This is a genomic window from uncultured Caulobacter sp. (assembly GCF_947036865.1).
Taxonomy (GTDB): domain Bacteria; phylum Pseudomonadota; class Alphaproteobacteria; order Caulobacterales; family Caulobacteraceae; genus Caulobacter.
Map to the genome: position 1 here is coordinate 22,878 of NZ_CAMQSF010000027.1, position 25,588 is coordinate 48,465.

General features: G+C 66.7%; 29 protein-coding genes and 1 tRNA gene. 2 read left to right on the plus strand and 28 right to left on the minus strand.

Annotated elements, in window-relative coordinates; translation table 11 throughout:
• The first annotated feature begins 113 nt into the window (after positions 1 to 113).
• Positions 114 to 1,256, plus strand: coding sequence for a hypothetical protein (locus Q0V34_RS14170; RefSeq protein WP_297512970.1), 1,143 nt, complete (start codon positions 114 to 116; stop codon positions 1,254 to 1,256).
• Here the strand turns inward: Q0V34_RS14170 and Q0V34_RS14175 are convergent.
• The 28 genes from Q0V34_RS14175 to Q0V34_RS14310 form a co-directional block, all read right to left on the minus strand.
• Entirely contained in the window at positions 1,253 to 1,939 is a 687-nt protein-coding gene (locus Q0V34_RS14175; RefSeq protein WP_297512972.1) for an ABC transporter ATP-binding protein, read from the minus strand. The two genes, Q0V34_RS14170 and Q0V34_RS14175, sit on opposite strands and share 4 nt — an antisense overlap.
• Positions 1,932 to 3,212: a lipoprotein-releasing ABC transporter permease subunit gene (locus tag Q0V34_RS14180; RefSeq protein ID WP_297512975.1), complete on the minus strand. Its 1,281-nt coding sequence runs from the start codon at positions 3,210 to 3,212 to the stop codon at positions 1,932 to 1,934. Before Q0V34_RS14180 ends, Q0V34_RS14175 begins: the two co-directional genes overlap by 8 nt.
• Positions 3,212 to 4,537 (minus strand): proline--tRNA ligase, encoded by a 1,326-nt coding sequence (gene proS, locus Q0V34_RS14185; RefSeq protein WP_297512977.1) that lies wholly within the window; start codon positions 4,535 to 4,537, stop codon positions 3,212 to 3,214. Before proS ends, Q0V34_RS14180 begins: the two co-directional genes overlap by 1 nt.
• A 321-nt stretch (positions 4,538 to 4,858) precedes the next feature.
• Entirely contained in the window at positions 4,859 to 5,119 is a 261-nt protein-coding gene (locus Q0V34_RS14190; protein WP_297512979.1) for a DUF1467 family protein, read from the minus strand.
• Positions 5,119 to 5,538, minus strand: a complete 420-nt coding sequence (gene mce / locus Q0V34_RS14195) for a methylmalonyl-CoA epimerase (protein ID WP_297512980.1) — start codon at positions 5,536 to 5,538, stop codon at positions 5,119 to 5,121. The genes Q0V34_RS14190 and mce overlap by 1 nt, the downstream gene beginning before the upstream one ends.
• Positions 5,539 to 5,645: 107 nt before the next feature.
• Positions 5,646 to 7,325 (minus strand): ribonuclease J, encoded by a 1,680-nt coding sequence (locus Q0V34_RS14200; RefSeq protein WP_297512982.1) that lies wholly within the window; start codon positions 7,323 to 7,325, stop codon positions 5,646 to 5,648.
• Positions 7,325 to 8,110, minus strand: coding sequence for a type III pantothenate kinase (locus Q0V34_RS14205; protein WP_297512985.1), 786 nt, complete (start codon positions 8,108 to 8,110; stop codon positions 7,325 to 7,327). Before Q0V34_RS14205 ends, Q0V34_RS14200 begins: the two co-directional genes overlap by 1 nt.
• The gene (locus Q0V34_RS14210) at positions 8,107 to 8,847 is read right to left on the minus strand and encodes a biotin--[acetyl-CoA-carboxylase] ligase (protein ID WP_297513025.1); all 741 of its coding nucleotides are present in this window, start codon (positions 8,845 to 8,847) and stop codon (positions 8,107 to 8,109) included. The genes Q0V34_RS14205 and Q0V34_RS14210 overlap by 4 nt, the downstream gene beginning before the upstream one ends.
• Position 8,848: 1 nt before the next feature.
• A complete protein-coding gene (gene nuoN / locus Q0V34_RS14215; RefSeq protein WP_297512987.1) occupies positions 8,849 to 10,294 on the minus strand; it encodes an NADH-quinone oxidoreductase subunit NuoN in 1,446 nt (481 codons plus the stop codon).
• A gap of 7 nt (positions 10,295 to 10,301) precedes the next feature.
• Entirely contained in the window at positions 10,302 to 11,786 is a 1,485-nt protein-coding gene (locus tag Q0V34_RS14220; protein WP_297512989.1) for an NADH-quinone oxidoreductase subunit M, read from the minus strand.
• Positions 11,787 to 11,799: 13 nt separating this feature from the next.
• On the minus strand, positions 11,800 to 13,866 hold the full coding sequence (nuoL, locus tag Q0V34_RS14225; protein WP_297512991.1) for an NADH-quinone oxidoreductase subunit L: 2,067 nt from the start codon (positions 13,864 to 13,866) through the stop codon (positions 11,800 to 11,802).
• An 8-nt stretch (positions 13,867 to 13,874) separates the two neighbouring features.
• Complete coding sequence (gene nuoK, locus Q0V34_RS14230; RefSeq protein ID WP_172271469.1) at positions 13,875 to 14,180, minus strand: NADH-quinone oxidoreductase subunit NuoK; 306 nt, start codon at positions 14,178 to 14,180, stop codon at positions 13,875 to 13,877.
• Positions 14,177 to 14,794, minus strand: a complete 618-nt coding sequence (locus tag Q0V34_RS14235) for an NADH-quinone oxidoreductase subunit J (RefSeq protein WP_297512993.1) — start codon at positions 14,792 to 14,794, stop codon at positions 14,177 to 14,179. The genes nuoK and Q0V34_RS14235 overlap by 4 nt, the downstream gene beginning before the upstream one ends.
• Before the next feature lie 82 nt (positions 14,795 to 14,876).
• Positions 14,877 to 15,368 (minus strand): NADH-quinone oxidoreductase subunit NuoI, encoded by a 492-nt coding sequence (nuoI, locus tag Q0V34_RS14240; RefSeq protein ID WP_297512995.1) that lies wholly within the window; start codon positions 15,366 to 15,368, stop codon positions 14,877 to 14,879.
• A gap of 37 nt (positions 15,369 to 15,405) precedes the next feature.
• A complete protein-coding gene (locus tag Q0V34_RS14245; RefSeq protein WP_297512997.1) occupies positions 15,406 to 15,645 on the minus strand; it encodes a hypothetical protein in 240 nt (79 codons plus the stop codon).
• Positions 15,645 to 16,709: an NADH-quinone oxidoreductase subunit NuoH gene (gene nuoH, locus Q0V34_RS14250; RefSeq protein WP_297513027.1), complete on the minus strand. Its 1,065-nt coding sequence runs from the start codon at positions 16,707 to 16,709 to the stop codon at positions 15,645 to 15,647. The genes Q0V34_RS14245 and nuoH overlap by 1 nt, the downstream gene beginning before the upstream one ends.
• Positions 16,710 to 18,770 (minus strand): NADH-quinone oxidoreductase subunit NuoG, encoded by a 2,061-nt coding sequence (nuoG, locus tag Q0V34_RS14255; RefSeq protein ID WP_297512999.1) that lies wholly within the window; start codon positions 18,768 to 18,770, stop codon positions 16,710 to 16,712. It abuts the gene before it with no gap.
• Positions 18,770 to 19,015, minus strand: coding sequence for a hypothetical protein (locus Q0V34_RS14260; RefSeq protein WP_297513001.1), 246 nt, complete (start codon positions 19,013 to 19,015; stop codon positions 18,770 to 18,772). Before Q0V34_RS14260 ends, nuoG begins: the two co-directional genes overlap by 1 nt.
• Before the next feature lie 4 nt (positions 19,016 to 19,019).
• A complete protein-coding gene (gene nuoF, locus Q0V34_RS14265) occupies positions 19,020 to 20,339 on the minus strand; it encodes an NADH-quinone oxidoreductase subunit NuoF (RefSeq protein WP_297513003.1) in 1,320 nt (439 codons plus the stop codon).
• Between the two features lie 3 nt (positions 20,340 to 20,342).
• Positions 20,343 to 20,609 carry a hypothetical protein gene (locus tag Q0V34_RS14270; RefSeq protein WP_297513006.1) on the minus strand — a complete coding sequence of 89 codons (267 nt, stop codon included), beginning with the start codon at positions 20,607 to 20,609 and terminating at the stop codon, positions 20,343 to 20,345.
• Positions 20,606 to 20,830 carry a hypothetical protein gene (locus Q0V34_RS14275; RefSeq protein WP_297513008.1) on the minus strand — a complete coding sequence of 75 codons (225 nt, stop codon included), beginning with the start codon at positions 20,828 to 20,830 and terminating at the stop codon, positions 20,606 to 20,608. The genes Q0V34_RS14270 and Q0V34_RS14275 overlap by 4 nt, the downstream gene beginning before the upstream one ends.
• Position 20,831: 1 nt before the next feature.
• Entirely contained in the window at positions 20,832 to 21,521 is a 690-nt protein-coding gene (gene nuoE / locus Q0V34_RS14280; protein WP_297513010.1) for an NADH-quinone oxidoreductase subunit NuoE, read from the minus strand.
• Between the two features lie 10 nt (positions 21,522 to 21,531).
• The gene (locus Q0V34_RS14285) at positions 21,532 to 21,864 is read right to left on the minus strand and encodes a nuclear transport factor 2 family protein (protein WP_297513012.1); all 333 of its coding nucleotides are present in this window, start codon (positions 21,862 to 21,864) and stop codon (positions 21,532 to 21,534) included.
• On the minus strand, positions 21,861 to 23,111 hold the full coding sequence (locus Q0V34_RS14290; RefSeq protein ID WP_297513014.1) for an NADH-quinone oxidoreductase subunit D: 1,251 nt from the start codon (positions 23,109 to 23,111) through the stop codon (positions 21,861 to 21,863). The genes Q0V34_RS14285 and Q0V34_RS14290 overlap by 4 nt, the downstream gene beginning before the upstream one ends.
• On the minus strand, positions 23,108 to 23,509 hold the full coding sequence (locus Q0V34_RS14295) for a hypothetical protein (protein ID WP_297513029.1): 402 nt from the start codon (positions 23,507 to 23,509) through the stop codon (positions 23,108 to 23,110). Before Q0V34_RS14295 ends, Q0V34_RS14290 begins: the two co-directional genes overlap by 4 nt.
• A 2-nt stretch (positions 23,510 to 23,511) precedes the next feature.
• Positions 23,512 to 24,153 (minus strand): NADH-quinone oxidoreductase subunit C, encoded by a 642-nt coding sequence (locus Q0V34_RS14300; RefSeq protein WP_297513016.1) that lies wholly within the window; start codon positions 24,151 to 24,153, stop codon positions 23,512 to 23,514.
• A complete protein-coding gene (locus Q0V34_RS14305; protein ID WP_297513018.1) occupies positions 24,150 to 24,731 on the minus strand; it encodes an NADH-quinone oxidoreductase subunit B family protein in 582 nt (193 codons plus the stop codon). Before Q0V34_RS14305 ends, Q0V34_RS14300 begins: the two co-directional genes overlap by 4 nt.
• Complete coding sequence (locus Q0V34_RS14310; protein ID WP_297513020.1) at positions 24,701 to 25,078, minus strand: NADH-quinone oxidoreductase subunit A; 378 nt, start codon at positions 25,076 to 25,078, stop codon at positions 24,701 to 24,703. Before Q0V34_RS14310 ends, Q0V34_RS14305 begins: the two co-directional genes overlap by 31 nt.
• 313 nt (positions 25,079 to 25,391) lie before the next feature.
• Between Q0V34_RS14310 and Q0V34_RS14315 the strand changes: the two genes are divergently transcribed.
• Positions 25,392 to 25,468, plus strand: a tRNA-Asp gene (locus Q0V34_RS14315).
• Positions 25,469 to 25,588 lie beyond the last annotated feature (120 nt).

Genomic DNA, 25,588 nt, shown 5'->3' on the forward strand with positions numbered 1-25,588 from the left:
GGCGGCAGACTAGCGCCATGAAAGGACTCGCCACATCTCTGCTGACGCTCACGCTAAGCTTGGCGCTAGGCGAAGCGGCGCGCGCGGAGGCTGATCTCTTTTCACGTGAGACGGTGTCCGGCGTCATTGATCTGCGCTTGGTGGGCGCCGACGGCGAAGCCTCCTGGGTCGACGGCCGCGTCGGCAAGGCCCGCTTCGGCGCCGGCCACCAGGGCCTGCGCCTGGGCGAGGCCGCGCTGGTCTGGAACCCGCGGTTTTCCGACACCCTCTCGGCCGTGGTGGTCGGCGAGAGCCAGGACGGGCAACGACATCTGATCGAGCTTGGCGAGGGCTATCTGGCCTATCGCTCGCGGCCTGGGTCGGCGGTGCGGATCTCCGGCCGCGCCGGGGTCTTCTATCCGCCGATCTCGCTGGAGCATGACGGCCTCGACTGGTCCGTCGCCGACACGCTCACGCCGTCGGCGATCAATAGCTGGGTGGCGGAGGAGACCAAGGTCGTCGGGGTCGAGGCCACGGTCCGGCGGACGCTCGGCGACCAGACCTTCACCCTGACCGCCGGCGGCTTCAAGCACGGCGACACCTCAGGCACCGAGCTGACCTTCCGCGGCTGGGCGTTGCACGATCTGAAGTCGCCGGTGTTCGGCCGCTTCCCGCTGCCGCCGCTCAGCGCCAAGATGGCGACGCGGCAAGCGCCGTTCACCACACCGCTGGCCGAGATCGACGGGCATATAGGCTATTACGGCCGTCTGGCCTGGCAGCCTTCGTCACGGGTGACGATCGATCTGTTCGGCTACGACAATCGCGGCGACCGCACTAGCGTCGACGCCCATCGCGAATGGTCTTGGCAGACACGGTTCTGGAACCTCGGCGCGCGACTGGACCTCGACGCGGTCGCCCTGAAAGCCCAGGCCATGACCGGCGAAACCCTGATGGGCTACTCGAACGCCTTGGGGATTTGGGCCGACATGGGGTTCGAGGCGGCCTATGTCTCGGCAAGCAAGGCGGTCGGCCCGGGCTCGCTGACCGCGCGCCTGGATCACTTCTCGACGACCGACCGCACCAACAAGGGCACGGACAACAACGCCGAGCACGGCTGGTCGCAGCTGGCCGCCTATCGCTGGGACGTAATGCCGAACCGACAGGTCGTGTTCGAGGCGCTGCGCATCAGCAGCTTCCGGCGCGATCGCGCGCGGCTGGGGCTGGCGCCCCGGCAGACCCAGACGGTTCTGCAAGCGGCCTTCCGCCAGCAGTTCTAGAAGCGCTGAGCCTCAAGGTGGCCGTTCTTCAAGGCCATCACGCGATCCATATAGCGCGCCAGCTCCATGTTGTGCGTCGCGATCAAGGCCGCCACGCCCTGCTGGCGGGCGACCTCGTACAGCGCCTGGAACACCGCCGCCGACGTGGCCGGGTCGAGGTTCCCCGTCGGCTCGTCGGCCAGCAGCAGCTTGGGGCGATTGGCCAGGGCCCTGGCGATGGCCACCCGCTGCTGCTCGCCGCCGGACATCTGAGCGGGCTGGTGGTGAACGCGGGCGCCGAGCCCCAGGCTCTCGAGCAGTTCGAGCGCCCTCGCCTCCGCGTCCTTGCGACGCTTGCCGGCGATGGTCAGCGGCATCGCGACGTTCTCCAGCGCGGTGAACTCGGGCAGCAGGTGGTGGAACTGATAGACGAAGCCCACCGTGCCCAGGCGAATGCGGGTTCGCGCCCGCTCCGAGAGCCGCGAGCAGTCGCGGCCCTCCAGGGCGACGAGGCCGGCGTCGGGATGCTCCAGGAGGCCCGCGGAGTGCAGCAGCGACGACTTGCCGGAGCCGGAGGGGCCGATCAAGCCGACCACTTCGCCGGGATAGACGTCGAGATCGACGCCGCGCAGCACGGGCAGGTCGCCGGCCTCGGTCTTGTAGACGCGCTCGACTCCGCGCAGGGCCAGGATGGGCTCACTCATAACGCAGCGCCTCCACCGGATCGAGGCGGGAGGCGCGCAGCGCCGGCGGCAGCGTCGCCAGGATGCTCATCAGGGCCGAGATCGCGACGATGCCGCCCACCTCCGTCCAGTCGATCTTCGCCGGAATGTGCGAGAGCATGTAGACGTCGGCGTTGAACACCGAGGTCCCCGTCGCCCATTCCACGAAATTCTGGATCGGGGTGATGTAGGTGCAGAAGAGCGCGCCCAGCGCCAGGCCGCAAAGCGTGCCGGCCACGCCGATCGAAGCGCCCGCCATGATGAAGATCCGCAGCACCGCGCCCTGGCTTGCGCCCATGGTGCGCAGGATGGCGATGTCCTTGCCCTTGTTCTTCACCAGCATGACCAGGCTGGAAATGATGTTCAGCGTCGCGATGGCCACGATGCAGAACAGGATCAGCCGCATCACCTTCCGCTCGACCTGCAGCGCGGTGAAATAGCTGTGGTTCTTGTCGACCCAGTCGGTGACGAGGGCGCCGGGACCGCTGGCGACCTCGACATCGTGCTTGTACGCGGTGGCCTTGTCGGGATCGTCGACCTTGATCTCGACATAGTCGACCGAGGTGTCGCGACCGAAGAACAGCTGGGCCTGCTCCAGAGGCATATAGACGAAGGCCTCGTCGAACTGGCTCATGCCCACGCTGAAGATCCCGCCGACGATGTAGCTCTTCTCCTGGGTGCCGCTGCCGAAGGCCGTGGCCGAGCCCGAGGGCGAGATCAGGCTGATGGCGTCGCCGGGCTGGACGCCCAGGCTTTGGGCCATGCGATCGCCGATCAGCACGATGTCGCCGCCATACTCGCCCTGGCCGAAGCCGGCCATCGAGCCCTTCTTGATGTTGTCGGCGATGATCCGGGTGCGCCGCAGGTCGGCCGTCGAGACGCCACGCACGATGGCCCCGGTCACCTGGGTCGGCCCGATCACCATGGCCTGGGCCTCGACCATCGGCGTCGCCTGGATCACCCCCGGCGCGGCCTTGATCCGGCGGATCACCGTCTCGCGATCCGGCCCGTTGATCAGCGGGGACTGGGCGTAGAGATGGCCGTTGAAGCCTAGGATCCGGCCGAGGAGCTCGGCCCGGAACCCGTTCATCACGCTCATCACGGTGATCAGGGCGAACACCGCCAGCATCACCGCGCAGAACGAGATGATCGCGATCAGCGCCACGCCGCCGTTCTTGCGCTTGGCGAACAGATACCGGCGAGCGACCGAGCGCTCCCAGCGACTGAAGGGACCGGCGGCGCGGGCGTCTGGCATCAGCGTCCTTGAGTGAGGTTGGCGATCACGGCGTCCAGCGAGGCCGTGTAGCGCTCGCCGGTCTTGCGGTTCTTGACCTCGACCACGCCCTCGGCCACGCCCTTGGGACCGACGATCAGCTGCCAGGGCAGGCCGATCAGGTCCATGGTCGCGAACTTGGCGCCGCCCCGGGCGTCGGTGTCGTCGTAGAGCACGTCCTTGCCGGCGGCGGTCAGGGCCGCGTAGGCCTTGTCGCAGACCTCGTCGCAGCCGGCGTCGCCCTGGCGCATGTTGACGATGCCGACGTCGAACGGCGCGACGCTTTCCGGCCAGATGATGCCGCCCTCGTCATGGCTGGCCTCGATGATCGCGCCCAGCAGACGCGAGACGCCGACGCCATAGCTGCCCATCTGCACCGGGACCTGCTGGCCGTCGGGGCCTTGGACCGTGGCCTTCATCGGCTCGGAGTACTTCGTGCCGAACGAGAAGATGTGGCCGACCTCGATGCCGCGCGCCGACAGACGGTCGGCTTCCGGCAGGGCGTTGAAGGCCGCTTCGTCGTGCATTTCCTCGGTCGCGGCGTAGAGCGCCGTGCGCTGGTTCACCAGAGGCTGCAGGTCGCCGTTGATCCAGTCGAGGTCCGGACCGGGGGCCGGCATCTCGACCAGGTCCTTGTGGCAGAACACCGCGCTTTCGCCGGTCTCGGCCAGCACGATGAACTCGTGGGAGAGGTCGCCGCCGATCGGACCGGTGTCGGCGCGCATCGGCACGGCCTTCAAGCCCATCCGCGCGAACAGGTTCAGATAGGCCACGAACATACGGTTGTAGGACTTGCGCGCCCCATCGGCGTCGAGGTCGAAGCTGTAGGCGTCCTTCATGAAGAACTCGCGGCCGCGCATCACGCCAAAGCGCGGACGGCGCTCGTCGCGGAACTTCCACTGGATGTTGTAGAGGTTCTTGGGCAGGTCCTTGTAGCTCTTGATCGAGGCGCGGAAGATGTCGGTGACGACTTCCTCGGCCGTCGGACCGAACAGCAGCTCGCGCTTGTGCCGGTCGGTGATGCGCAGCATCTCGTCGCCGTAGTCGTCATAGCGGCCGCTCTCGCGCCACAGGTCGGCCAGCTGGATGGTCGGCATCAGCAGCTCGATGGCGCCGGCGCGATCCATTTCCTCGCGGACGATCTGCTCGATCTTGTTCAGCACGCGCAGGCCCAGCGGCAGCCAGGCGTAGATGCCCGCCGCCTCCTGGCGGATCATGCCGGCGCGGAGCATCAGCTGGTGCGAAACGATCTGGGCGTCGGACGGCGCTTCCTTCAGCACCGGCAGGAAATAGCGCGACAAGCGCATCAGCTTGGAAACTCCGGGAATTCGAGAGGGGCTTGAGATACCCCCTCGGCCGTGAGCTTGGCAACGCGCGAGGCTAAAGTAAGGCTCCGTGGCGGAAAAAGAGAGGCCGCGCGGATCGCCGCGCGGCCTGTCAGTCATCGTCGGGGAAGACGCCACAGAGCGAGACCGGCAAGGCCGATCTCCTGAAGCCACCTTAGCGCCCGAACATCTGTTGGGGCACGGGCGTGCGGCCCGCGCGCCAAAATCGAGGTGGTTCGCCCAAGCCTTGGGCGATCGAGGGCAAATCGCCCACGCCACGCCCAAGCCTTGGGCGCCCGCCGGTCAGGCCGCGGCCGGAAGATCCGGCAGAGTGACCAGATGGAACTGCACCACGGCGAAGAAGATCGCGAACACGATCGCCGAAACCCAGGTGGTCGTCAGGAACTTGCGCTTCAGGTCCGGATTGACCGGGGCCCCGGGATCCGCGCCCGGCGGCGGTGTGATCCCGGCCTCGTGGAAGCTGCGCGAGCCCAGCGGCAGCACGGCGAACAACACCGTCCACCAGATGGTGGCGTAGATCGCGAACCAGGTGATCGGGCTCATCAGTGATGCGCCTCCTTGGGCGTTTCCATGAGCTCGACCAGCAGGCCGCCCATGTCCTTGGGGTGAACGAAGATGATCAGCGTGCCATGGGCGCCGATGCGCGGCTCGCCCAGCACCGTCGCGCCCTTGGCGACCAGATCGTCGCGAGCTTCGTAGATGTTCTCGACCTCGAAGCAGATGTGGTGCTGGCCGCCCTTCGGATTCTTGGCCAGGAAGCCGTGGATCGGGGAATTTTCGCCATACGGCTCGATCAGTTCGATCTGGCTGTTGGGCAGGTTGACGAAACACACCCAAACCCCCTGCTCCGGCATCGCCCACTTCTCGGTCACCGAGGTGGCGCCGAGCAACTCGCGATACAGCTTCACAGAGTCGTCGATCGAAGGCGTCGCGACGCCCACATGGTTCAACTTGCCGATCATCGCCGAAACTCCCGCTGCTTTTCTGGTTGTTGGGTGATGGCCTAGCACCAGTGCTGCATTGCGGAAAGATAGGGCGACCACGGCGTTTTCGCGGCCGCCCTACCCGATCAGAGCCTCAGCACCGTCGTCTCTACCACGGGCTTACGCTCCCAGATGCGGAACGCCGCCTTCTTCACGGCGCGGGAGATGGCGCTCTCGATGGTCTCGTCGAGCTCGCGGGCGTCGCCGTCCAGCTTCTTGTAGGCGCTCTCGGCCTCCTCGCAGAGGTCGTCCAGCGCGTCGTCGAGGCTGTACTCGTCGTCCCCGGTGAGACCGATGCCGCGCACCTGCGGGCCCGAGACGATCCTGTTGCGGCCGTCGAGCACGATCGAGACCGCCAGCATGCCATTGAACGCCGCGTGCCGCCGCTCGCGCAGGGCCTCGCCGTTCTCCGGCGTGACGACGCCGCCGTCGACATAGAGGCGGCCGGCCGGCACCTCGTCGATGATCCCCGGCTGGCCAGGGGCCAGGCGCACCATGTCGCCGTTGCGCGGCGAGACGGCGTGCGGGACCTGCAGATCCTTGGCGAAGGCGGCGTGCTCGATCAGGTGGCGGCGCTCGCCGTGGGTCGGCACGGCGATGTGCGGACGCACCCAGGAATACATCTGGCGCAGCTCGTCGCGGCACGGGTGGCCCGAGACGTGGATGCCTGGCGTGTCGCGCTCGGTGTGCAGGCGCACGCCGCGGTCGGCCAGCTTGTTCTGCAGATTGCGGATCGGGATCTCATTGCCCGGGATGACCCGCGAGGAGAAGATCACGTGGTCGCCCTGCCCCAGCTTGACGTGGGGATGACTGCCGTCGGCGATGCGCGACAGCGCCGCGCGGGCCTCGCCCTGGCTGCCGGTGCAGAGGAACAGCACCTCGTTCTCGGGCAGGTGCTTGGCCTGGTCGTCGTTGATGAAGGGCTCGATGCCCTGCAGCAGCCCCACCGACCGCGCGGCGGCGGCCATGCGGTGCATCGAGCGCCCGGCCAGGCACACCTTGCGCCCGCTGGCCTGGGCGGCGCGGATCACGGTGTCCATCCGCGCCACGTTCGAGGCGAAGCAGGCCACGGCGATCTTGCCCTTGAGGCTCTGGATCAGGTCGCCCAAGGCCTTGCGGACATCGGCCTCCGAACCCGCCTGGCCTTCCACGAAGACGTTGGTGCTGTCGCAGACCATGGCCAGAACGCCTTCGTCGCCAAGGCGGCGGATGGCGGCCTCGTCGGTCGGCGCGCCCAGCTGCGGCTCGGGATCGATCTTCCAATCGCCGGTGTGCAGGATCGTGCCCAGCGGCGTCTTGATCGCCAGGCCGTTCGGCTCGGGGATCGAGTGCGTCAGGGTGATCAGCTCCAGCGAGAAGGGCCCGAGCTCGAACGTTCCGCCCAGCGGGATCTCGGTGATCGGCACCTCGTCCAGCAGGTCCGCGTCGCGCAGCTTCTCGCGCAGCAGGAAGGCGGTGAACGGCGTGGCGTAGACCGGCGCCTTCAGCCGCGGCCACAGCCAGTGCACGGCGCCCAGATGGTCCTCGTGCGCGTGGGTCAGGACGATGCCGACGATGTCGTCGGCATACGGCTCGATATAGGTGGGATCGGGCAGGATGATCTCGACGCCGGGCGTCGTCTGGTCGCCGAAGGTGACGCCCAGATCGACCACGATCCATTTGCGATCGTGGGGCGGGCCGAAGCCATACAGGTTGAAGTTCATGCCGATCTCGTTCGACCCGCCCAGCGGCAGGAAGACGAGTTCGTCGTCTTTGGATTTTTTCATCAGGACTCGGAGATGGTGTTTCTTCGGTAGATTTCGAGGAGGCCCCGGATCGTCAGATCCGAGTCAAAATGGTCGATGCTGTCGGTGGCGCCCTCGAACAGCGAGGCGACACCGCCGGTGGCGATGACGGTCATGGGCTCGGCGCGCTCGGCCTTGATGCGCGACACGAGGCCCTCGATCAGAGAGATATATCCCCAGAACACGCCAGACTGCATCGCGGACACGGTGTCGCGCCCCACGATCTTGTTACCGGCGGGACGCTGGATGGCGATCCGGGGCAGCTTCGCCGCCGCCTCGTGCAGCGCCTGCATCGAGAGGTTGATGCCCGGCGAGATGATCCCGCCCTCGAACGCGCCGTCCGCCGCGACGATGTCAAAGGTCGTCGCCGTGCCGCTGTCGATGACGATCAGCGGGCCCGAGTAGACCATGTGAGCGCCGATGGCGTTGACCAGGCGGTCCGCCCCGGCCTCGGACGGCTTTTCGATGCGGACGTCGATGCCCAGCTTGGCGTTCTCGCCGATCACCAGCGGCTCGACGCCGAAATAGCGGCGGGAAAGGTTGCGCAGATTGAAGATCGACTGCGGCACGACGCTGGAGATGATCACCGCGTCGATGGCCCGGAAGCCCAGGCCCTGCATCGACAGAAGCTGCGAGAGCCAGACCACGTATTCGTCGGCGGTGCGGGTGCTCTCGGTCGCCGCCCGCCATTGGGCCACCCACGACTGGCCGTCGTGAATGGCGAACATCGTGTTGGTGTTGCCCTGCTCAATGGCCAGCAGCATCACGCGCCTCCAAAGAAGACATCGCCGGCGGTGATCCGGCGGACTTGGCCGTCGGCCAGACGAAGCCGCAGCGCGCCGTCGCCGTCCAGGCCCTCGGCGACGCCCTCAACCGTCTCCGTTCCCAGACGCGCGACGCAGGCCTCGCCCAGGCCGTGGGCGCGCGCCGTCCAGGCGTCGGCGATGGCGGGAAAGCCGAGGGTGGTCCACGTCCGGGACCAGCGATCGAACGCGCCCGAAAGCACTTCCAAGGCTTCGATCGGCGATGGCGGCGGGCTGTCGCGGTAGGTGGCGATGGCGGTGGCGGGCCGTTCGGCGTCGATCGGCTTGCGCGCGAGATTGACGCCGATCCCAACGGCGATCCACAGCCCGCCCGTCGGCGACGCGCCGGACTCGACCAGGATCCCGCTGACCTTGAGGCCGCCGAGCAGCGGATCATTGGGCCATTTCAGGCTGACCAGCTTGGCCGGCGCGTACTGACCCAGCATGTCGGCCACCGCGAGGGCGGCGACGAAGGACACCTGCGCCGCCTCGGCGGGTGGCTTGTCGGTGCGAAACAGATAGGTGGCGGCGAGATTGCCCGCTCCCGTCTCCCAGGCGCGCCCGCGGCGACCGCGGCCTGCGGTCTGGCGAAGGCCGAGCAGCCATAGCGGCCCGGTCTCGCCCGCCTCGGCCCGGCGACGGGCCTCGGCGTTGGTGGAGTCGATCTCGTCGAGGACGACGACGGGCGCGCCGCCCGTCACGTCACGCGTGACCAAAGGCGGCCGCGGCGGCCTTGGCGGCGGGGTCGAGCCACATCAGGGCCACCAACACGATCGGGAACGAGAAGATCGCGGCCGCGAAGCCGACGGCGCGGGCCGAGGGCGACGGCGCGTCGACCGCGCCGGCCGACTCGTCGAACCACATCGTCTTGATCAGGCGCAGATAGTAGAAGGCCGCCACGACCGAACCGACCAGGCCCAGCACCGCGGCCCATTGCATCATCACATCGCCCGTGGCCAGCGCCGCGCCGAACACATAGTACTTCGACCAGAAGCCCGAGAACGGCGGCAGGCCCAGGGCCGACAGCGAGAAGGCGGTCATGGCGACGGCGATGCCGGGGCGCTCCTTCACCAGACCGGCCATGTCCTGAATGGTCTCCATCGACTTGCCGCCGCGGTTCAGCGCCTGAAGGCAGGCGAAGAAGCCGGTGACGTCGACCATGTAGAGCACCATGAACACCAGCATCGACTGCAGGCCCTTCTCGCCGCCGGCCGCCACGCCCAGCAGGGCGTAGCCGACATTGGCGATCGAGGAGTAGGCCCACAGGCGCTTCAGATTGCTTTGGGCCAGGCCCGCGAAGGCGCCGACGAAGACCGACAGCAGAGCCGCGATCACCAGGATCTGACGCCACTTGTCGCCCGAGGCCGGGAAGGCGTCGCCCAGCACGCGAGCGAACATCATCATGGCGGCCAGCTTCGGCGCGGCGGCGAAGAAGCCGACCACCGGGGTCGGGGCGCCTTCGTAGACGTCCGGGGTCCACATGTGGAACGGCGCGGCCGAGACCTTGAACGCCAGGCCGCAGATCACGAACACCAGGCCGAACAGCAGGCCCGTGCCGTGCGTCCCGCCATGGGCGGCGGCCAGGGCGATCTGGCTGAAGTGGGTCGAGCCGGTGAAGCCGTAGATCAGCGAGCTGCCGTACAGCAGCAGGCCCGACGACAGGGCGCCCAGCACGAAGTACTTCAGGCCCGCTTCCGACGACTTGGCGTCGTCGCGCCGCATGGCGGCCAGCACGTACAGGGCCAGCGATTGCAGCTCGACGCCGACATAGAGGCTGATCAGGTCGCCGGCCGAGGCGGTGACGCCCATGCCGACGGCGGCCAGGATGACCAGGACCGCGTATTCGAACTTCTGGTCGCCGCGCTGGGCCAGCCAGCGGTCGCCGAGCACGATGGCCACGGCGCTCGACAGATAGATGGCCACCTTGGCGTAGGTCGCCGCGGCGTCGGCCGCGTAAACGCCGTTGAAGGCGTGGCCGTGCGGACCGAACACCGCCGTGGCGGCGGCCGCGATCAGGGCCGCGACGGCGGCCAGGGTGAAGATCGGTCCGACCTTGCCCCGGAAGGCGCCGGCGACCAGCAGGACCAGGGCCGCGACCGCGAGGACGACCTCGGGCAGAACGAGCGAGAAGTTGGCGGAAAACGTCATTGGCTCCTCACCCGCCCACGGCGGCGCGCCAGGCGCCGACCAGCGCGTCGACGGACGACGCGGTCAGGTTGAACACGAAATTCGGATAGATGCCCAGCACCAGGGTCGACACGATCAGCGGGGCGAAGATCAGGATCTCGCGCGTGTCCAGATCGGTGATCGTGGCCAGCTGCGGGTTGGTGATCTCGCCGAACATCACGCGGCGATACAGGGTCAGGGCGTAGACGGCCGAGAAGATCACGCCCGAGGCGGCGACCAGCGCGGTCCAGGTCGAGGCCTTGTAGGCGCCGGTCATGGTCAGGATTTCCCCGACAAAACCCGAAGTGCCCGGCAGGCCGACATTGCCCATGGTGAACAGCATGAAGGTCGCGGCGTACCACGGCATCCGGCTGGTCAGACCGCCGTAGAAGGCGATCTCGCGGGTGTGCATGCGGTCGTAGACGACGCCGACGCAGAGGAAGAGCGCGCCCGAGATCACCCCGTGGCTCAGCATCTGGAACAGGGCGCCCTGCTCGCCGGTCGCGTTGCCCGAGAAGATGCCCATGGTCACGAAGCCCATGTGGGCGACCGACGAATAGGCGATCAGCTTCTTGATGTCGGTCTGCCGGAAGGCGACCAGCGAGGTGTAGACGATGGCGATCACCGACATCGCGAACACCAGCGGCTGAAACAGCTCCGAGGCATTGGGGAACATCGGCAGGCTGAAGCGCATGAAGCCGTAGCCGCCCATCTTCAGCAGGATGCCCGCCAGGATGACCGAGCCGGCGGTCGGCGCCTCGACGTGGGCGTCGGGCAGCCAGGTGTGCACGGGCCACATCGGCATCTTCACCGCGAAGCTGGCGAAGAAGGCCAGCCACAGCCAGGTCTGCAGCCACGGCGCGAACTTGAAGGTCATCAGCGCCGGGATCGACGAGGTGTGGGCGATGGCGATCATGGCCAGGATGGCCGCCAGCATCAGCACCGAACCGAGCAGCGTGTAGAGGAAGAACTTGTAGGCCGCGTAGACCCGGCGCTTGCCGCCCCAGATGCCGATGATCAGGAACATCGGGACCAGGCCGCCCTCGAAGAAGAGGTAGAACAGGATCAGGTCCAGCGCGCAGAACACGCCGATCACCAGGGTCTCGAGAACCAGGAAGGCGATCAGATATTCAACCACGCGCTTTTCGACCGACTTCCAGCTGGCCACCACGCAGATCGGCAGCAGGAAGGCGGTCAGGAGGACGAACAGCACCGAGATGCCGTCGACGCCCATCCGATAGTGCAGGCCCGCGAACCAGGCGATGTCTTCCACGAACTGGAAGCCGGGGTTCTTCGGGTCGAACTGGGCGACGAGGACGATCGACAGGCCGAACGTCACCAGCGTGGTCACCAGGGCGATCCACTTGGCGAGCGTGTCGGTCTTTCCGCTCGCGCCGTTCAGGGCGCGCGCGGCGAGGATCGCCACGACGCCGAGCAGCGGCGCGAAGGTCGTAAGGCTGAGAAGGCCGATCATGAACTCCGTCCCCTCAACGGAAGGCGTATAGGGCGAAGGTCAGCAGGCCGGCGACGCCGAGCAGCATGACGAACGCGTAGTGGTAGAGATAGCCGGTCTGCAGCTTGCCGGTGCGCTTGCCGACCTCGTACGAGACCGCGCTGACGCCATCGGGGCCCAGGCCGTCGATGAGCTTCTGGTCGCCGCCCTTCCAGAACAGGTCGCCGAGGAACTTGGCCAGGCGCACGAAGGTGGCCTGATAGAGCTCGTCGAAGAACCACTTGTTGTAGAAGAAGACGTACAGCGGCCCCTGACGGGCGGCCAGCTTGGCGCCCAGGCCTTCCTTCAGGATGTAGACGTACCAGGCGGCGATCAGACCGATGATCGTGGCGACCAGCGGGCTGTACTTGACCCACTCGGCGACGCCATGGGCCTCGTGCAGCACGTGGTTGGTCGGGGCGTTGAAGATCGCGCCGCGCCAGAACTCGCCCTGCTCGTGGCCGACGAAATAATCGACGAACACGAAGCCGGCGGCGATGGCGCCGATCGACAGCACCACCAGCGGGAACAGCATCACCCAGGGGCTTTCGTGCGGCTTGTGGTCGTGGCCATGGCCGTGATCGTCGTGGTGATCGTCCGGCAGCGGCTCGTCGTGCGTCTCGATCTGGGCGTGCGAGGCGTGATCGTCGTGGCCGTGCGCGTGGTGGTCGTAATGACCCCAGCGGGCGTGGCCGTTGAAGGTGAAGAAGGCCAGGCGCCAGGAGTAGAAAGAAGTCAGGCCCGCCACGAGGACGCCGATCACCCAGGCGAACATGCCGATCGGGTTGTGCTGGCCCGCCGCGAACGCCGCCTCGATGATGGTGTCCTTCGAGTAGAAGCCGGCGAAGCCCAGCTCCAGCGGCGGGATGCCCAGGCCCGTGATGGCGATCGTGCCGATCGTCATGGCGATGAAGGTCACCGGCAGAAGCTTGGCCAGGGCGCCGTACTTCCGCATGTCCTGCTCGTGGTGCATGCCGTGGATCACCGAACCGGCGCCCAGGAACAGCAGGGCCTTGAAGAAGGCGTGGGTGAACAGGTGGAACATGGCCGCCTGATAGGCGCCGACACCGGCCGCGAAGAACATGTAGCCCAGCTGCGAACAGGTCGAGTAGGCGATCACGCGCTTGATGTCGTTCTGGGTCAGGCCGACCGTGGCGGCGAACAGGGCCGTCACCGCGCCGATCACCGTGACGATGTTCTTGGCGACGGGCGCGTATTCGAACATCGGCGACAGCAGGCACAGCATGTAGACGCCGGCGGTGACCATGGTGGCCGCGTGGATCAGGGCCGAGACCGGGGTCGGGCCTTCCATGGCGTCCGGCAGCCAGGTGTGCAGGAAGAACTGCGCCGACTTGCCCATCGCGCCGATGAATAGCAGGAAGCAGGCGATATCCATCAGCGGGAACGTGTGCCCCGCGAACTGCCAGGTCTTGCCGGCGTGAGCGGCGATCTGCGGGAAGATCTCGGCGAACTGGATCGTGCCGAACGCCCAGAAGGTCGTCATGATGCCCAGAGCGAAGCCGAAGTCCCCGACGCGGTTGACTACGAAGGCCTTGATGGCGGCGCTGCTGGCCGAGGGCTTCTTGTACCAGAAGCCGATCAGCAGGTACGAGGCCAGGCCCACGCCTTCCCAGCCGAAGAACAGCTGCATGAAGTCGGCGGCGGTGACCAGCGACAGCATGGCGAAGGTGAACAGCGACAGGTACGCGAAGAAGCGCGGCTTGCTGTCGTCCTCGGCCATGTAGCCCCAGGAATAGATGTGCACGAGGGCCGAGACCGTCGTGACCACGATCAGCATGGTCGCCGACAGGGCGTCGATGCGGATCGACCAGTTGGCCTGGAAGTCCCCGACGTGGATGAACGGCAACAGCTGGACGGTGAAGGCCTCCATGTGGCCCCAGGTCCATTGGCTGAACGTGTACCAGGACAGGGCGCAGGCCAGGATCAGCGCGCCGGTCGTGACCGACTGCGAGGCCACGTTGCCGATACGGCGGCCGAACAGGCCGGCGATGGCGGCGGCGATGATCGGCGCGAAAACGAGAATAGTGACAAGCGTCTGCATGACGTCGCTTAGCCCTTCATCATGCTGGCGTCGTCAACCGCGATGTCGCCGCGGTTGCGGAAGAAGGTGACGAGGATGGCCAGACCCACGGCCGCCTCGGCGGCGGCCACGGTCAGCACGAACATGGCGAAGATCTGCCCCGCCACGTCGTGCAGGAAGGCCGAGAACGCCACCAGGTTGATGTTCACCGCCAGCAGGATCAGCTCGATCGACATCAGGATGACGATGATGTTCTTGCGGTTCACGAAGATGCCGAAGACGCCGATCGTGAACAGGATCGCGGCGACGACGAGATAGTGCGGCAGGCCGATCATTCGGAGATCCCCTCACCCGGCTTGATCTGGACCAGCTGCATGCCGGTCTTGGGCGTGCGGGCGACCTGCTTGCCGATGTCCTGGCGCTTGACGCCGGGCTTGTGGCGCAGGGTCAGGACGATGGCGCCGATCATGGCGACCAGCAGCACCAGGCCCGCCAGTTGGAAGAAGAAGACGTAGTCGGTGTAGAGCACCCGGCCCAGCGCCTCGGTGTTCGACGCCCCACCCGGCGAGGCGTTCGGCAGCGCGTGCTTGGCGGCCGCGCCGTTGCTGGCCACGGCCGCGATGACCATCACCATCTCGACGGCGATCACCACCCCGACCGCGCCGCCATAGGGCAGGTACTGGGTGAAGCCCTGCCGCAGCTCGGCGAAGTCGACGTCCAGCATCATGACGACGAACAGGAACAGCACCGCCACCGCGCCGACATAGACAACGACCAGCAGCATCGCCAGGAACTCCGCGCCCAAGAGGACGAAGAGGCCGGCGGCCGAGAAGAAGGCGGTGATCAGGAAGAGCACCGAGTGCACCGGGTTCTTGGCCGACACGACGAGCAAGCCCGACGCGAGGGTCACGAAAGCCAGCAGATAGAATGCGATCGCCTGCAAGGGCATCGGCCCAGGGCTCCCCTGAAAACTTAAGTCCAATGACCGCGCATCGGAACGACGCGCCGCCGCCTTCGGATTCGCCCGTCCTTTAGCGGTAGGGCGCGTCCAACTCCAGATTCTTCGCGATCAGGCGCTCCCACCGGTCGCCGTTATCGAGAAGCCGTTGCTTGTCGTAATAGAGCTCTTCGCGGGTCTCGGTCGCGAACTCCAGGTTCGGCCCCTCGACGATGGCGTCGACCGGGCAGGCCTCCTGGCACAGACCGCAATAGATGCACTTGACCATGTCGATGTCGTAGCGGGTCGTGCGGCGGCTGCCGTCCTCGCGCGGTTCGGCCTCGATCGTGATGGCCTGGGCGGGGCACACGGCCTCGCAGAGCTTGCAGGCGATGCAGCGTTCTTCGCCCGAGGGATAGCGACGCAGGGCGTGCTCGCCCCGGAAACGCGGCGACTGCGGGTTGCGCTCGTTCGGATAGATCACCGTCTTCTTCGGGGCGACCATGTACTTCATGGCCAGGCCGAACGCCCCCGCGAAGTCCAGAAGGGCCGCGCCCTTGACCGCCTGAGTGATGCGCTGGAACACCAGAGCCTCTCCTAAAACAATACGGGCCGAAAGGCCGCTACTTCGTCTTGCGCGGGATCACGCAGGTGTAGTTCGAAAGCTGGGCGGGGTCGCCCCCGTCCTCCTTGAATCGGATCGTCCCGCCGTCGGCCTTGCACTTGTCGCCGGCGCGACGCAGGTCGTCATAGGCCACGACGCCGTCTCCCAGCGAGTAGGACTGGTTCGGCGCCGTCACGGCCTGGCAGGCCGAGAGGGCGAGACCGGTCAGTCCCAGCGCGAAGACGGCGGCGCGGCGCATCAGGCCCCCGGTCCGAACACGCGCCAGGCGGCGACCGCGGCCACCAGCACCAGCGAGGTCGGCAGGAACACCTTCCAGCCCAACCGCATCAGCTGGTCGTAGCGGTAGCGAGGCACGATGGCCTTGGCCATGGCGAACATGAAGAACCAGAAGACGATCTTGGCGTAGAAGACCAGCGCCAGGGCCAGCTTGCCCCACCAGCCCCACATCGCCACCAGGTCGATCGGCAGGCCCAGGTTCCAGCCGCCGAAGAACAGCACGCTGATCATCGCGCACATCAGCACGATGTTCGAATATTCGGCGACCATGAACAGCAGGTACGGCGTCGAGCTGTACTCGACCTGGTAGCCGGCCACGAGCTCGGATTCGGCTTCCGGCAGGTCGAACGGCGGACGGTTCGTCTCGGCCAGGCCCGAGATGTAGAACATGCCCATGGCAACGACCATGACCGGCAGCAGGATCAGGTTCTTCAGACCCGCGCCGCCGAACACGTTCCAGTTCCAGAACCAGCCGTTCTGCTTTTCGACGATGGTCGACAGGTTCATCGAACCCGCCAGCAGGATCACGGTGATGATGATCAGGCCGATCGAGACTTCGTAAGACACCATCTGCGCCGCCGAGCGCAGCGCGCCCAGGAACGGGTACTTCGAGTTCGAAGCCCAGCCGCCCATGATGATGCCGTAGACGCCCAGCGAGCTCATCGCTAGCAGGTAGAGAATGCCGACATTGAGGTTGGAGACGACCCAGCCCGGCGCGAACGGCACCACGGCCCAGCCGACGAAGCCCAGCACCAGGCTGATCAGCGGGGCCAGGATGAACACGACCTTGTCGGCGCCGGCTGGGATCACGATCTCCTTCAGCACGAACTTGAAGAAGTCGGCGAACGACTGCAGCAGGCCGAAGGGGCCGACCACGTTCGGGCCTTTGCGCATCTGGACGCCGGCCCAGATCTTGCGGTCGGCCAGCAGCAGGAAGGCCAGGCTCAGCAGAACCCAGATCACCACCAGCAGCACGCCGCCGGTCGTGAGGCCAAACCAGAGAAGCGGATTGGTCTGGTCCACGATCTACTCCGCGGCGATCTTGGCGGCGCCCGAGGCCACGGCCGCGCATTCGGCCATGGTCACGCTGGCGCGCGCGATGGGGTTGGTCAGGTGGAAGGCCTTGATCGGGCTCTCGAACGGCGCGTCCGATACCTCGCCGTCGGCGCCCAGCGCGCCGACGTCGAACGCCGTGGCCACGGAGCCCGGCGCGTAATCGATCTGGCCGAAGGTCGGGTGATCGGCGAACAGCTTGGCGCGCAGTTGGTCCAGGCTGTCATAGGGCAGCTTGTGGCCCAGCACCTCCGACAGCGCCCGCAGGATCGACCAGTCTTCCTTGGCCTCGCCCTTCGGGAACACCGCGCGGCGGCCCACCTGGACCCGGCCTTCCAGGTTCACATAGAGGCCGTTCTTTTCGGTGTAGGCCGCGCCCGGCAGGATCACGTCGGCCTTGTGGGCGCCGTTGTCGCCGTGCGTGCCGAGATAGATCTTGAAGGCGTCCGAGGCGGCCGTCTCGCACTCGTCGGCGCCGAGCAGGAAGAGCACGTCCAGGGCGCCCGGCTTCAGCATGTCGGCGGTCGACAGGCCGCCCTCGGCCGGGATGAAGCCCATGTCGAGGCCCGCGACGCGGGCGGCGGCGGTGTGCAGCACGTTCCAGCCGTTCCAGCCTTCGCGCACCACCTTCATCGTCTTGGCGAGGCCGGCGGCGGCCTTGAGGATCGCCGCGCCATCGGCGCGGGCCAGGGCCCCCTGGCCGATGATGATCGCGGGACGCTCGGCGGCCTTCAGGGCGGCGACGAAGTCGTTCTTGCTCTTGGCCAGGCCCGACAGCGTCTTGGCGCCGGCGCCCAGATAGTCATAGCCGAAGGTCAGGTCGGCCTGCTCGCCGATGACGCCGAAGCGCGTCTTGCCGGCCAGCCATTGCTTGCGGAACCGGGCGTTCAGCACCGGCGCCTCGAGGCGCGGATTGGCCCCGACGAACAGCACGACGTCGGCGTTCTCGATCCCGGCGATCGTCGCGTTGAACAGCCAGCCCTCGCGCGGACCCGCGCCCAGGGCCGACCCGTCCTGGCGGCTGTCGAGGTTCTTCACGCCCAGGGCGGTGAACAGGTCCTTGGTCGCCTTCAGGCTCTCGGCGTCCTGCAGGTCGCCGGCGATGACGCCGATCCGCTCGGGCGCGGTCGCCTTGATCTTGACCGCGATCGCCTGGAAGGCCTGGGCCCAGGTGGCGGGCTGAAGCTTGCCGCCGACGCGGACGTAAGGACGGTCCAGGCGCTGGCGCTGCAGGCCGTCGACGGCGTAGCGCGTCTTGTCCGAGATCCACTCCTCGTTGACCTCGTCATTGACGCGCGGCAGCACGCGCAGCACCGCGTTGCCGCGGGCGTCGACGCGGATGGCCGAGCCGAGCGCGTCCATCACGTCGACGCTCTCGGTCTTCTTCAGTTCCCAAGGACGGGCTTCGAAGGCGTAGGGCTTGGAGGTCAGGGCGCCGACCGGGCACAGGTCGATGACGTTGGCGCTGAGCTCCGACGTCACCGCCGCGCCCAGATAGGTCGTGATTTCAACGTCTTCGCCGCGCGAGATCAGGCCGATTTCCGGCGAGCCGGCGACCTCGGTGATGAAGCGGACGCAACGCGTGCACTGGATGCAGCGCGTCATCACGGTCTTGATGAGGGGGCCCATGGCCTTTTCCTCGACCGCGCGCTTGTTCTCCTCGTAGCGGCTGTCGTCGCGGCCATAGCCCATGGCCTGGTCCTGCAGGTCGCACTCGCCGCCCTGGTCGCAGATCGGGCAGTCCAGCGGGTGGTTGATGAGCAGGAACTCCATCACCCCTTCGCGGGCCTTCTTGACCATCGGGGTCTTGGTGAAGATCTCCTGGCCCTCGGCGGCCGGCAGGGCGCACGAGGCCTGCGGCTTCGGCGGGCCGGGCTTCACCTCGACCAGGCACATGCGGCAGTTGCCGGCGATGCTGAGGCGCTCGTGATAGCAGAAGCGCGGGATCTCCTCCCCGGCCAGTTCCGCGACCTGCAGAACCGTCATGCCGGGCTCGAACTCGACCTCGACGCCATTGACCTTGGCTGTAGCCATTATTCCCGCACTCCGCCGTAGGGCGAATCCACTAGTTCCAGACGCTTTTCGATACGTTCGACACGCACTTCAAGCCGATCCAGGCGGCGATTGACCCCGCCCAATCCTTCTTCCACGTTACTCATCCGGACCTTCGGGTCTCGCACGTCATCCACAAGACGATCGATCTTCTCGTCCATGCGGACCAGGCGATCGTTCATCCTCTGGAGGAGGACAAGAACCAGATTGTCCGGTTCGTCGGCCACTTCCCTACTCCGCCGCGATCAGCTTGGCGCCCTGCACGTGCGGGCGGCCGGCGCGATACGACGCGATCCGCTCCTCCACCTCGTGGCGGAAGTGGCGGAACAGGCCCTGGATCGGCCAGGCGGCCGCGTCGCCCAGGGCGCAGATGGTGTGACCCTCGACCTGGGTCGTGACGTCCAGCAGGGTGTCGATCTCCTTCGGATCGGCCTCGCCGGTCGCCATGCGCTCCATGACGCGCCACATCCAGCCGGTGCCCTCGCGGCACGGCGTGCACTGGCCGCAGCTCTCGTGCTTGTAGAAGTACGACAGGCGGGCGATGGCGCGGACCAGGTCGGTCGACTTGTCCATGACGATCACGGCCGCCGTGCCGAGGCCCGACTTCAGATTGCGCAGGGCGTCGAAGTCCATCGGCAGGTCTTCGCACTGCTCGGCCGGGATCATCGGCACCGACGAGCCGCCCGGGATGACGGCCTTCAGGTTGCCCCAGCCGCCCCGGACGCCGCCGCAGTGATCCTCGATCAGCTGGCGGAACGGGATGCTCATCGCCTCTTCGACGTTGCAGGGCAGGTTCACATGGCCCGAGACGCAGAAGAGCTTGGTGCCGGCGTTGTTCGGACGGCCGAAGCCGGCGAACCAGGCCGCGCCGCGGCGCAGGATGGTGCCCGCGACGGCGATGCTCTCGACGTTGTTGACCGTGGTCGGCATGCCATAGAGACCCGCGCCGGCCGGGAACGGCGGCTTCAGGCGCGGCTGGCCCTTCTTGCCTTCCAGGCTTTCCAGCAGGGCCGTCTCTTCGCCGCAGATATAGGCGCCGGCGCCGTGGTGGACGTAGAGGTCGAAGTCCCAGCCGTGGACATTGTCCTTGCCGATCAGCTTGGCCTCGTAGGCCTGCTTGATCGCCGCCTCCAGGCGCTCGCGCTCGAACACGTACTCGCCGCGGATATAGATGTAGCAGGCGTGGGCCAGCATGGCGCGCGAGGCGATCAGGCAGCCCTCGATCAGGAGATGCGGGTCATGCCGCATGATCTCCCGGTCCTTGCAGGTGCCCGGCTCGGACTCATCGGCGTTGACCACCAGGTAGTGAGGACGGCCTTCCTTCACTTCCTTGGGCATGAACGACCACTTCAGGCCGGTCGAGAAACCGGCGCCGCCCCGGCCGCGCAGGCCGGAGTTCTTCATGTTGTCGATGATCCAGTCGCGCCCGGCGTCCAGGATGTCCTTGGTGCCATTCCAGCAGCCGCGCTTCTTCGCGCCCTCGAGGCCCCAGTCGTGGAGACCGTAGAGGTTGGTGAAGATGCGGTCCTTGTCTTCGAGGATACCGACCATGACTCAGCTTTGCGGATCGAAAGGATGGGCGCGCACATAGCGCGTCCGACGGAGAATGACATAGGCGAAAAGCGACCAGCCCACGCCAATCGTGACGAGACCGGCGACGACCGCCCAAGACGGCGCGCCTTGGACGGTGCGGCCCCAGATCAACAGGATCGCGCCGACGAGACAGGCCAGGAAACCCACGCCGCGCTCCCGGCGGCCGAGCGCCCGAATGGAGTCCGCGTAGGCGGCCCTGCGGATGTTGAGCGCGCTGTCGTCGATCATGACGAGGCGCCCTCCCCCTTGGTCGCCCGCATCCAGCCCAGGATGAACCAGACGTGCGAGCCCAGACCCGCGAGAATCGCGCCCAGGAAGACCAGCCGCAGCCAGTCGATCCGCAGCGACACCGCGCCATAGATCGCCACGCCGGCCAGCACGAAGCACACCGCGTTGATGGCGAGCATCACGGTCAGGCGCTTCTTCTGGAGAGCGGCGTCGGCGGTCATGTTAGGCGGTGGGTTCCGGCTTGGCCTTCGAGGCCTTCGGCTTCTCGGGCAGGTTCGGGATCTTGATCTTCTTGGCGTACGAGCCGTCGTACAGCTTCGGGTCCGTGAGCGTGTGGATCGCGCCCTTCGGCTCCGACGCGCCGCGGCCGTCGTAGCTGCCCGGCTTCGGGGCCTTGCCGGCCGCGAAGTCGTCGAGGATCTGGGCCAGGGTCTCCGGCGTCAGGTCCTCGTAGTAGTAGTCGTTGATCGCGGCCATCGGGGCGTTGCAGCACGCGCCCAGGCATTCGACCTCTTCCCAGCTGAACTTGCCGTCGGCGGAGACATGGTTGGCGTCGCCGATCTTGGCCTTCAGGACCTTCTTCAGGTCCTCGGCGCCGCGCAGCTGGCACGGCGTCGTGCCGCACAGCTGCACGAAGGCGACCTTGCCGACCGGCTGCAGCTGGAACATCACGTAGAAGGTGGCGACCTCCAGCACGCGGATGACCGGCATTTCGAGCTGCCTGGCGATCTCCTGGATCGCGGGCTCCGACACCCAGCCTTCCTGCTTCTGGGCCAGCCACAGCATCGGGATCACCGCCGACTGCTTGCGCGCGGGCGGGTACTTGGCCTTCCACCAGTCGGCCTTGGCCTGGCTCTCCGCCGAGAAGGCGAAGCTGGCGGGCTGTTCTTTAGCGAGACGTCTCACACTCATTTCGGGGCGCTCATCGGGCGAAATCAACGCGAGCGATCTTGTCGCCCTTGAAAGTGTAGATGGCGGCGACCTCGAACACGGGATCGCCGTTGCCGCGGTCGACGCGCTCGTGATCGATCACGTTCGAGCCGACCACGATGCGGTTCAGCAGCTGGGCCTTGTTCTTCGGAAAATCCGAAAAGACCTTTTCGTACCAGGCGCGGTAAGCCTCGATTCCGGTCCGCGCGACATCGCCGTTCAGCCCGCCCACGATCACGTCGTCGGCGAAGTGGACGCAGTGCGCGTCGAGGTCCTGGGCGTTGTAGGCGTCGAGCTGCGCCTGGGCGATATCGGCCAGGCTCAACGGTCGATCTCCCCGAACACGATGTCCAGCGAGCCGAGGATGGCCGAGACGTCGGCCAGCATGTGGCCGCGGTTCATCCAGTCCATGGCGGCCAGGTGCGGGAAGCCCGGGGCGCGGATCTTGCACCGATAGGGCTTGTTGGTGCCGTCCGAGACCACATAGACGCCGAACTCGCCCTTTGGCGCCTCGACGCAGGCATAGACCTCGCCCTCGGGCGTCTTAAAGCCTTCGGTATAGAGCTTGAAGTGATGGATCAGCGCTTCCATCGACCGCTTCATCTCGGCGCGGCGCGGGGGGCTGACCTTGTTGTCCTCCGACAGCACCGGGCCCGGCGTCTTGCGAAGCATGTCGCAGGCCTGGCGGATGATCTTGGTCGACTCGCGCATCTCCTGCATGCGGCAGAGATAGCGGTCGTAGCAGTCGCCGTTCTTGCCCAGCGGGATGTCGAACTCGAAGTCGTTGTAGTTCTCGTAGGGCTGGCTGCGGCGCAGGTCCCAGGCGATGCCGGAGCCGCGAACCATCACACCCGAGAAGCCCCAGGCGATCGCGTCTTCCTTGCTGACCACGCCGATGTCGACGTTGCGCTGCTTGAAGATGCGGTTGTCGGTGATCAGGCCCTCGATGTCGTCGCAGATCTTCGGGAAGGCCTTGGCCCAGGCGTCGATGTCCTCGACCAGCTCCGGCGGCAGGTCCTGGTGGACGCCGCCCGGGCGGAAATAGTTGGAGTGCAGGCGAGCGCCGCAGGCGCGCTCGTAGAAGACCATCAGCTTCTCGCGCTCCTCGAAGCCCCAGAGCGGCGGCGTCAGGGCGCCGACGTCCATGGCCTGGGTCGTCACGTTCAGCAGGTGGTTCAGGATGCGGCCGATTTCGGAATACAGAACACGGATGATCTGGCCGCGGATCGGAACCTCGACGCCCAGCAGCTTCTCGATGGCCAGGCAGAACGCGTGCTCCTGGTTCATCGGCGCCACGTAGTCCAGGCGGTCGAAGTACGGCACGTTCTGCAGATAGGTGCGCGCTTCCATCAGCTTTTCGGTGCCGCGATGCAGCAGGCCGATGTGCGGATCGACGCGTTCGACGATTTCGCCGTCCAGCTCCAGAACAAGGCGCAGCACGCCGTGCGCGGCCGGATGTTGCGGGCCGAAATTGATGTTGAACTTGCGGACGAGCGTTTCCGGGATCGCCGGAACCGTGGCCTCGTCACGGAAGAAGTCGGTCGCCGCGGCGGGCGAATTGGTGCCGGTCATGGGTTCTGACCTTCGTTACGCTGCTCGATGCTGAGCGACACGATCAGTCCGGCCATGAGCAGGACGACGCCCAACAAGGTGACGATGGTGGTCGCGACGCTCCAGCTCTGGGAGATCGCGGCCTGGGAAAGCGGCAGGGCCAGCAGCACGGAGGCCGCGCCCAGCAAGGCGCTGCGCAGTTCGGCCACTTCCATCCGGCGGATGCTGGCCCCGATGGCCAAGGTGATGACGGAGATCATGATCGCGACGCCCAGGGACCTGTTCTGATCCGGCGTGATCACCGGCGCCTTCGTGAACCAGCCGGTCAACCGCATCCCGATGGTCATCAGGAACGCGGTCGAAAAGGCGACCAGAAAGAACGCGGTGGCGGAACGGAACGTCGGCCGTCGCAAACCCATCATCAGGCATCCCCCGCTCGCTTCTCGGCTTTCTCGTCACCGGGCAGCGCGTACTTGGCGCCTTCCCAGGGCGAGAGGAAATCGAACGCACGGAACTCGGTGATCTTGACGGGTTCGTAGACGACGCGCTTGAGCTCGTCGTCGTAGCGCACCTCCACATAGCCCGTCATGGGGAAGTCCTTCCGCAGCGGGTGGCCGTGGAAGCCGTAGTCGGTCAGGATCCGGCGCAGATCCGGATGGCCCTCGAAGAAGACGCCGTACATGTCGAACGCCTCGCGCTCGAACCAGTCGGCGACCGGGAAGACCGGCGTCACGCTGGGAACGGCGGTGTCCTCGTCGGTCTGGACCTTGAGGCGGATGCGATGGTTCTTCACCAGCGACAGCAGGTGATAGACCACGTCGAAACGACGCTCGCGCTGCGGATAGTCGACGGCCGTCAGGTCCACCAGCTGGTGGAAGCGGCACTCGGGATGATCGCGCAGGAACTCCAGCGCCTGGACCACGCGGTGGGCCGGGCCATGCACGGTCAGCTCGCCGAACGCGATGGAATAGCCGGTGATCGCGCCCGTGCTGTTGGCGACGATCGCCTGACCCAGCAGCTCGAGCGGCGAAGCGGCGGTCTCGGTCGGAACCACGTCGGTCATCGCTCGATCGTCCCCATCCGACGAATCTTCTTCTGCAGCTGCAGCACGCCGTAGACCAGGGCCTCGGCCGTGGGCGGGCAGCCCGGGACATAGATGTCCACCGGCACCACGCGGTCGCAGCCGCGCACGACGCTGTAGCTGTAATAGTAGTAGCCGCCGCCGTTCGCGCAGCTGCCCATCGAGATGACATAGCGCGGCTCGGGCATCTGGTCGTAGACCTTGCGCAGAGCCGGGGCCATCTTGTTGGTCAGCGTGCCGGCGACGATCATCACGTCCGACTGGCGCGGGCTGGCGCGCGGCGCGAAGCCGTAGCGCTCCAGATCGTAGCGCGGCATCGAGGCCTGCATCATCTCGACCGCGCAACAGGCCAGGCCGAACGTCATCCACATCAGCGAGCCGGTGCGGGCCCAGGTGATCAGGTCGTCGGCGGCGGCGGTGATGAAGCCCTTGTCGGCCAGCTGCTGCGAGACGCCGTCGAAGAACGGGTCGTGCAGCTTGGGGTCATAGCCCTCGACCGTCGAGCGGCCGGCGGAATTGGCGGGAACGATCACTCCCATTCGAGGGCGCCCTTCTTCCATTCGTAGATGAAGCCGACCGTCAGGACGCCGAGGAAGGCCATCATCGACCAGAAGGCGAACTGCGCCACGTCGTGCGGCAGCTTCAGCAGCGTGACCGCCCAGGGAAACAGGAACGCCACTTCCAGGTCGAAGATGATGAACAGGATCGACACCAGATAGAACCGGACGTCGAACTTCATGCGCGCGTCGTCGAAGGCGTTGAAGCCGCATTCGTACGCGGAGAGCTTTTCCGGATCGGGCGCCTTCGGCGCGAGCACGGCGGCGGCCAGCAGGAAGACGATGCCGATAGCCGCCGCGATCCCGAGAAAGATCACGATCGGCAGATACTGGAGGAGGAAGGCGGTCATGACAGCCCTTGGCTTGAATCGAGCGGGTTGTAGCCCACTGTCGTCGGCGCTTCAAACACCCCGGACACATTGAGAAACGATCGCAACTAGCGAGGTTTCGCGGATCGGCGATCGGTCGCGACGGCGCGGCCAAGCCTTTGCCCGACAAGGCCCGACCGCCCTGGCCGGCCGAAGGGTTTCGCGCCGGGACTCGAGCGCCGGCGACGGCGATTTGCCGCTTCCACGATATGGCCGTTGACACGAGTCCCCGCGCGACATATCAGACGCGCCTCGCCGATCGGCGGGTCGCGCTTTCGCCTCGGCGAACGGTTATGCGGATGTAGCTCAGTTGGTTAGAGCGCCGGCCTGTCACGCCGGAGGTCGCGGGTTCGAGCCCCGTCATTCGCGCCACCTTCGCGGTGGCCAGCTTCCCTCCCCTCGGTCCACGGACGACCGTCGCGCCCCTGGCGCACGACGCGGATGTAGCTCAGTTGGTTAGAGCGCCGGCCTGTCACGCCGGAGGTCGCGGGT

Bases quoted from the DNA above. Each gene is read 5' to 3' on its own strand.
- Q0V34_RS14175 (WP_297512972.1), bottom strand. From the start codon at position 1,939: ATGAGTGAGCCCATCCTGGCCCTGCGCGGAGTCGAGCGCGTCTACAAG.
- Q0V34_RS14180 (WP_297512975.1), bottom strand. From the start codon at position 3,212: ATGCCAGACGCCCGCGCCGCCGGTCCCTTCAGTCGCTGGGAGCGCTCG.
- proS (WP_297512977.1), bottom strand. From the start codon at position 4,537: ATGCGCTTGTCGCGCTATTTCCTGCCGGTGCTGAAGGAAGCGCCGTCC.
- Q0V34_RS14190 (WP_297512979.1), bottom strand. From the start codon at position 5,119: ATGAGCCCGATCACCTGGTTCGCGATCTACGCCACCATCTGGTGGACG.
- mce (WP_297512980.1), bottom strand. From the start codon at position 5,538: ATGATCGGCAAGTTGAACCATGTGGGCGTCGCGACGCCTTCGATCGAC.
- Q0V34_RS14200 (WP_297512982.1), bottom strand. From the start codon at position 7,325: ATGAAAAAATCCAAAGACGACGAACTCGTCTTCCTGCCGCTGGGCGGG.
- nuoN (WP_297512987.1), bottom strand. From the start codon at position 10,294: ATGACGTTTTCCGCCAACTTCTCGCTCGTTCTGCCCGAGGTCGTCCTC.
- Q0V34_RS14220 (WP_297512989.1), bottom strand. From the start codon at position 11,786: ATGATCGGCCTTCTCAGCCTTACGACCTTCGCGCCGCTGCTCGGCGTC.
- nuoL (WP_297512991.1), bottom strand. From the start codon at position 13,866: ATGCAGACGCTTGTCACTATTCTCGTTTTCGCGCCGATCATCGCCGCC.
- nuoK (WP_172271469.1), bottom strand. From the start codon at position 14,180: ATGATCGGCCTGCCGCACTATCTCGTCGTCGCCGCGATCCTGTTCACG.
- Q0V34_RS14235 (WP_297512993.1), bottom strand. From the start codon at position 14,794: ATGCCCTTGCAGGCGATCGCATTCTATCTGCTGGCTTTCGTGACCCTC.
- Q0V34_RS14245 (WP_297512997.1), bottom strand. From the start codon at position 15,645: ATGCGCCGCGCCGCCGTCTTCGCGCTGGGACTGACCGGTCTCGCCCTC.
- nuoG (WP_297512999.1), bottom strand. From the start codon at position 18,770: ATGGCTACAGCCAAGGTCAATGGCGTCGAGGTCGAGTTCGAGCCCGGC.
- nuoF (WP_297513003.1), bottom strand. From the start codon at position 20,339: ATGGTCGGTATCCTCGAAGACAAGGACCGCATCTTCACCAACCTCTAC.
- Q0V34_RS14270 (WP_297513006.1), bottom strand. From the start codon at position 20,609: ATGATCGACGACAGCGCGCTCAACATCCGCAGGGCCGCCTACGCGGAC.
- Q0V34_RS14275 (WP_297513008.1), bottom strand. From the start codon at position 20,830: ATGACCGCCGACGCCGCTCTCCAGAAGAAGCGCCTGACCGTGATGCTC.
- nuoE (WP_297513010.1), bottom strand. From the start codon at position 21,521: ATGAGTGTGAGACGTCTCGCTAAAGAACAGCCCGCCAGCTTCGCCTTC.
- Q0V34_RS14290 (WP_297513014.1), bottom strand. From the start codon at position 23,111: ATGACCGGCACCAATTCGCCCGCCGCGGCGACCGACTTCTTCCGTGAC.
- Q0V34_RS14295 (WP_297513029.1), bottom strand. From the start codon at position 23,509: ATGGGTTTGCGACGGCCGACGTTCCGTTCCGCCACCGCGTTCTTTCTG.
- Q0V34_RS14300 (WP_297513016.1), bottom strand. From the start codon at position 24,153: ATGACCGACGTGGTTCCGACCGAGACCGCCGCTTCGCCGCTCGAGCTG.
- Q0V34_RS14305 (WP_297513018.1), bottom strand. From the start codon at position 24,731: ATGGAAGAAGGGCGCCCTCGAATGGGAGTGATCGTTCCCGCCAATTCC.
- Q0V34_RS14310 (WP_297513020.1), bottom strand. From the start codon at position 25,078: ATGACCGCCTTCCTCCTCCAGTATCTGCCGATCGTGATCTTTCTCGGG.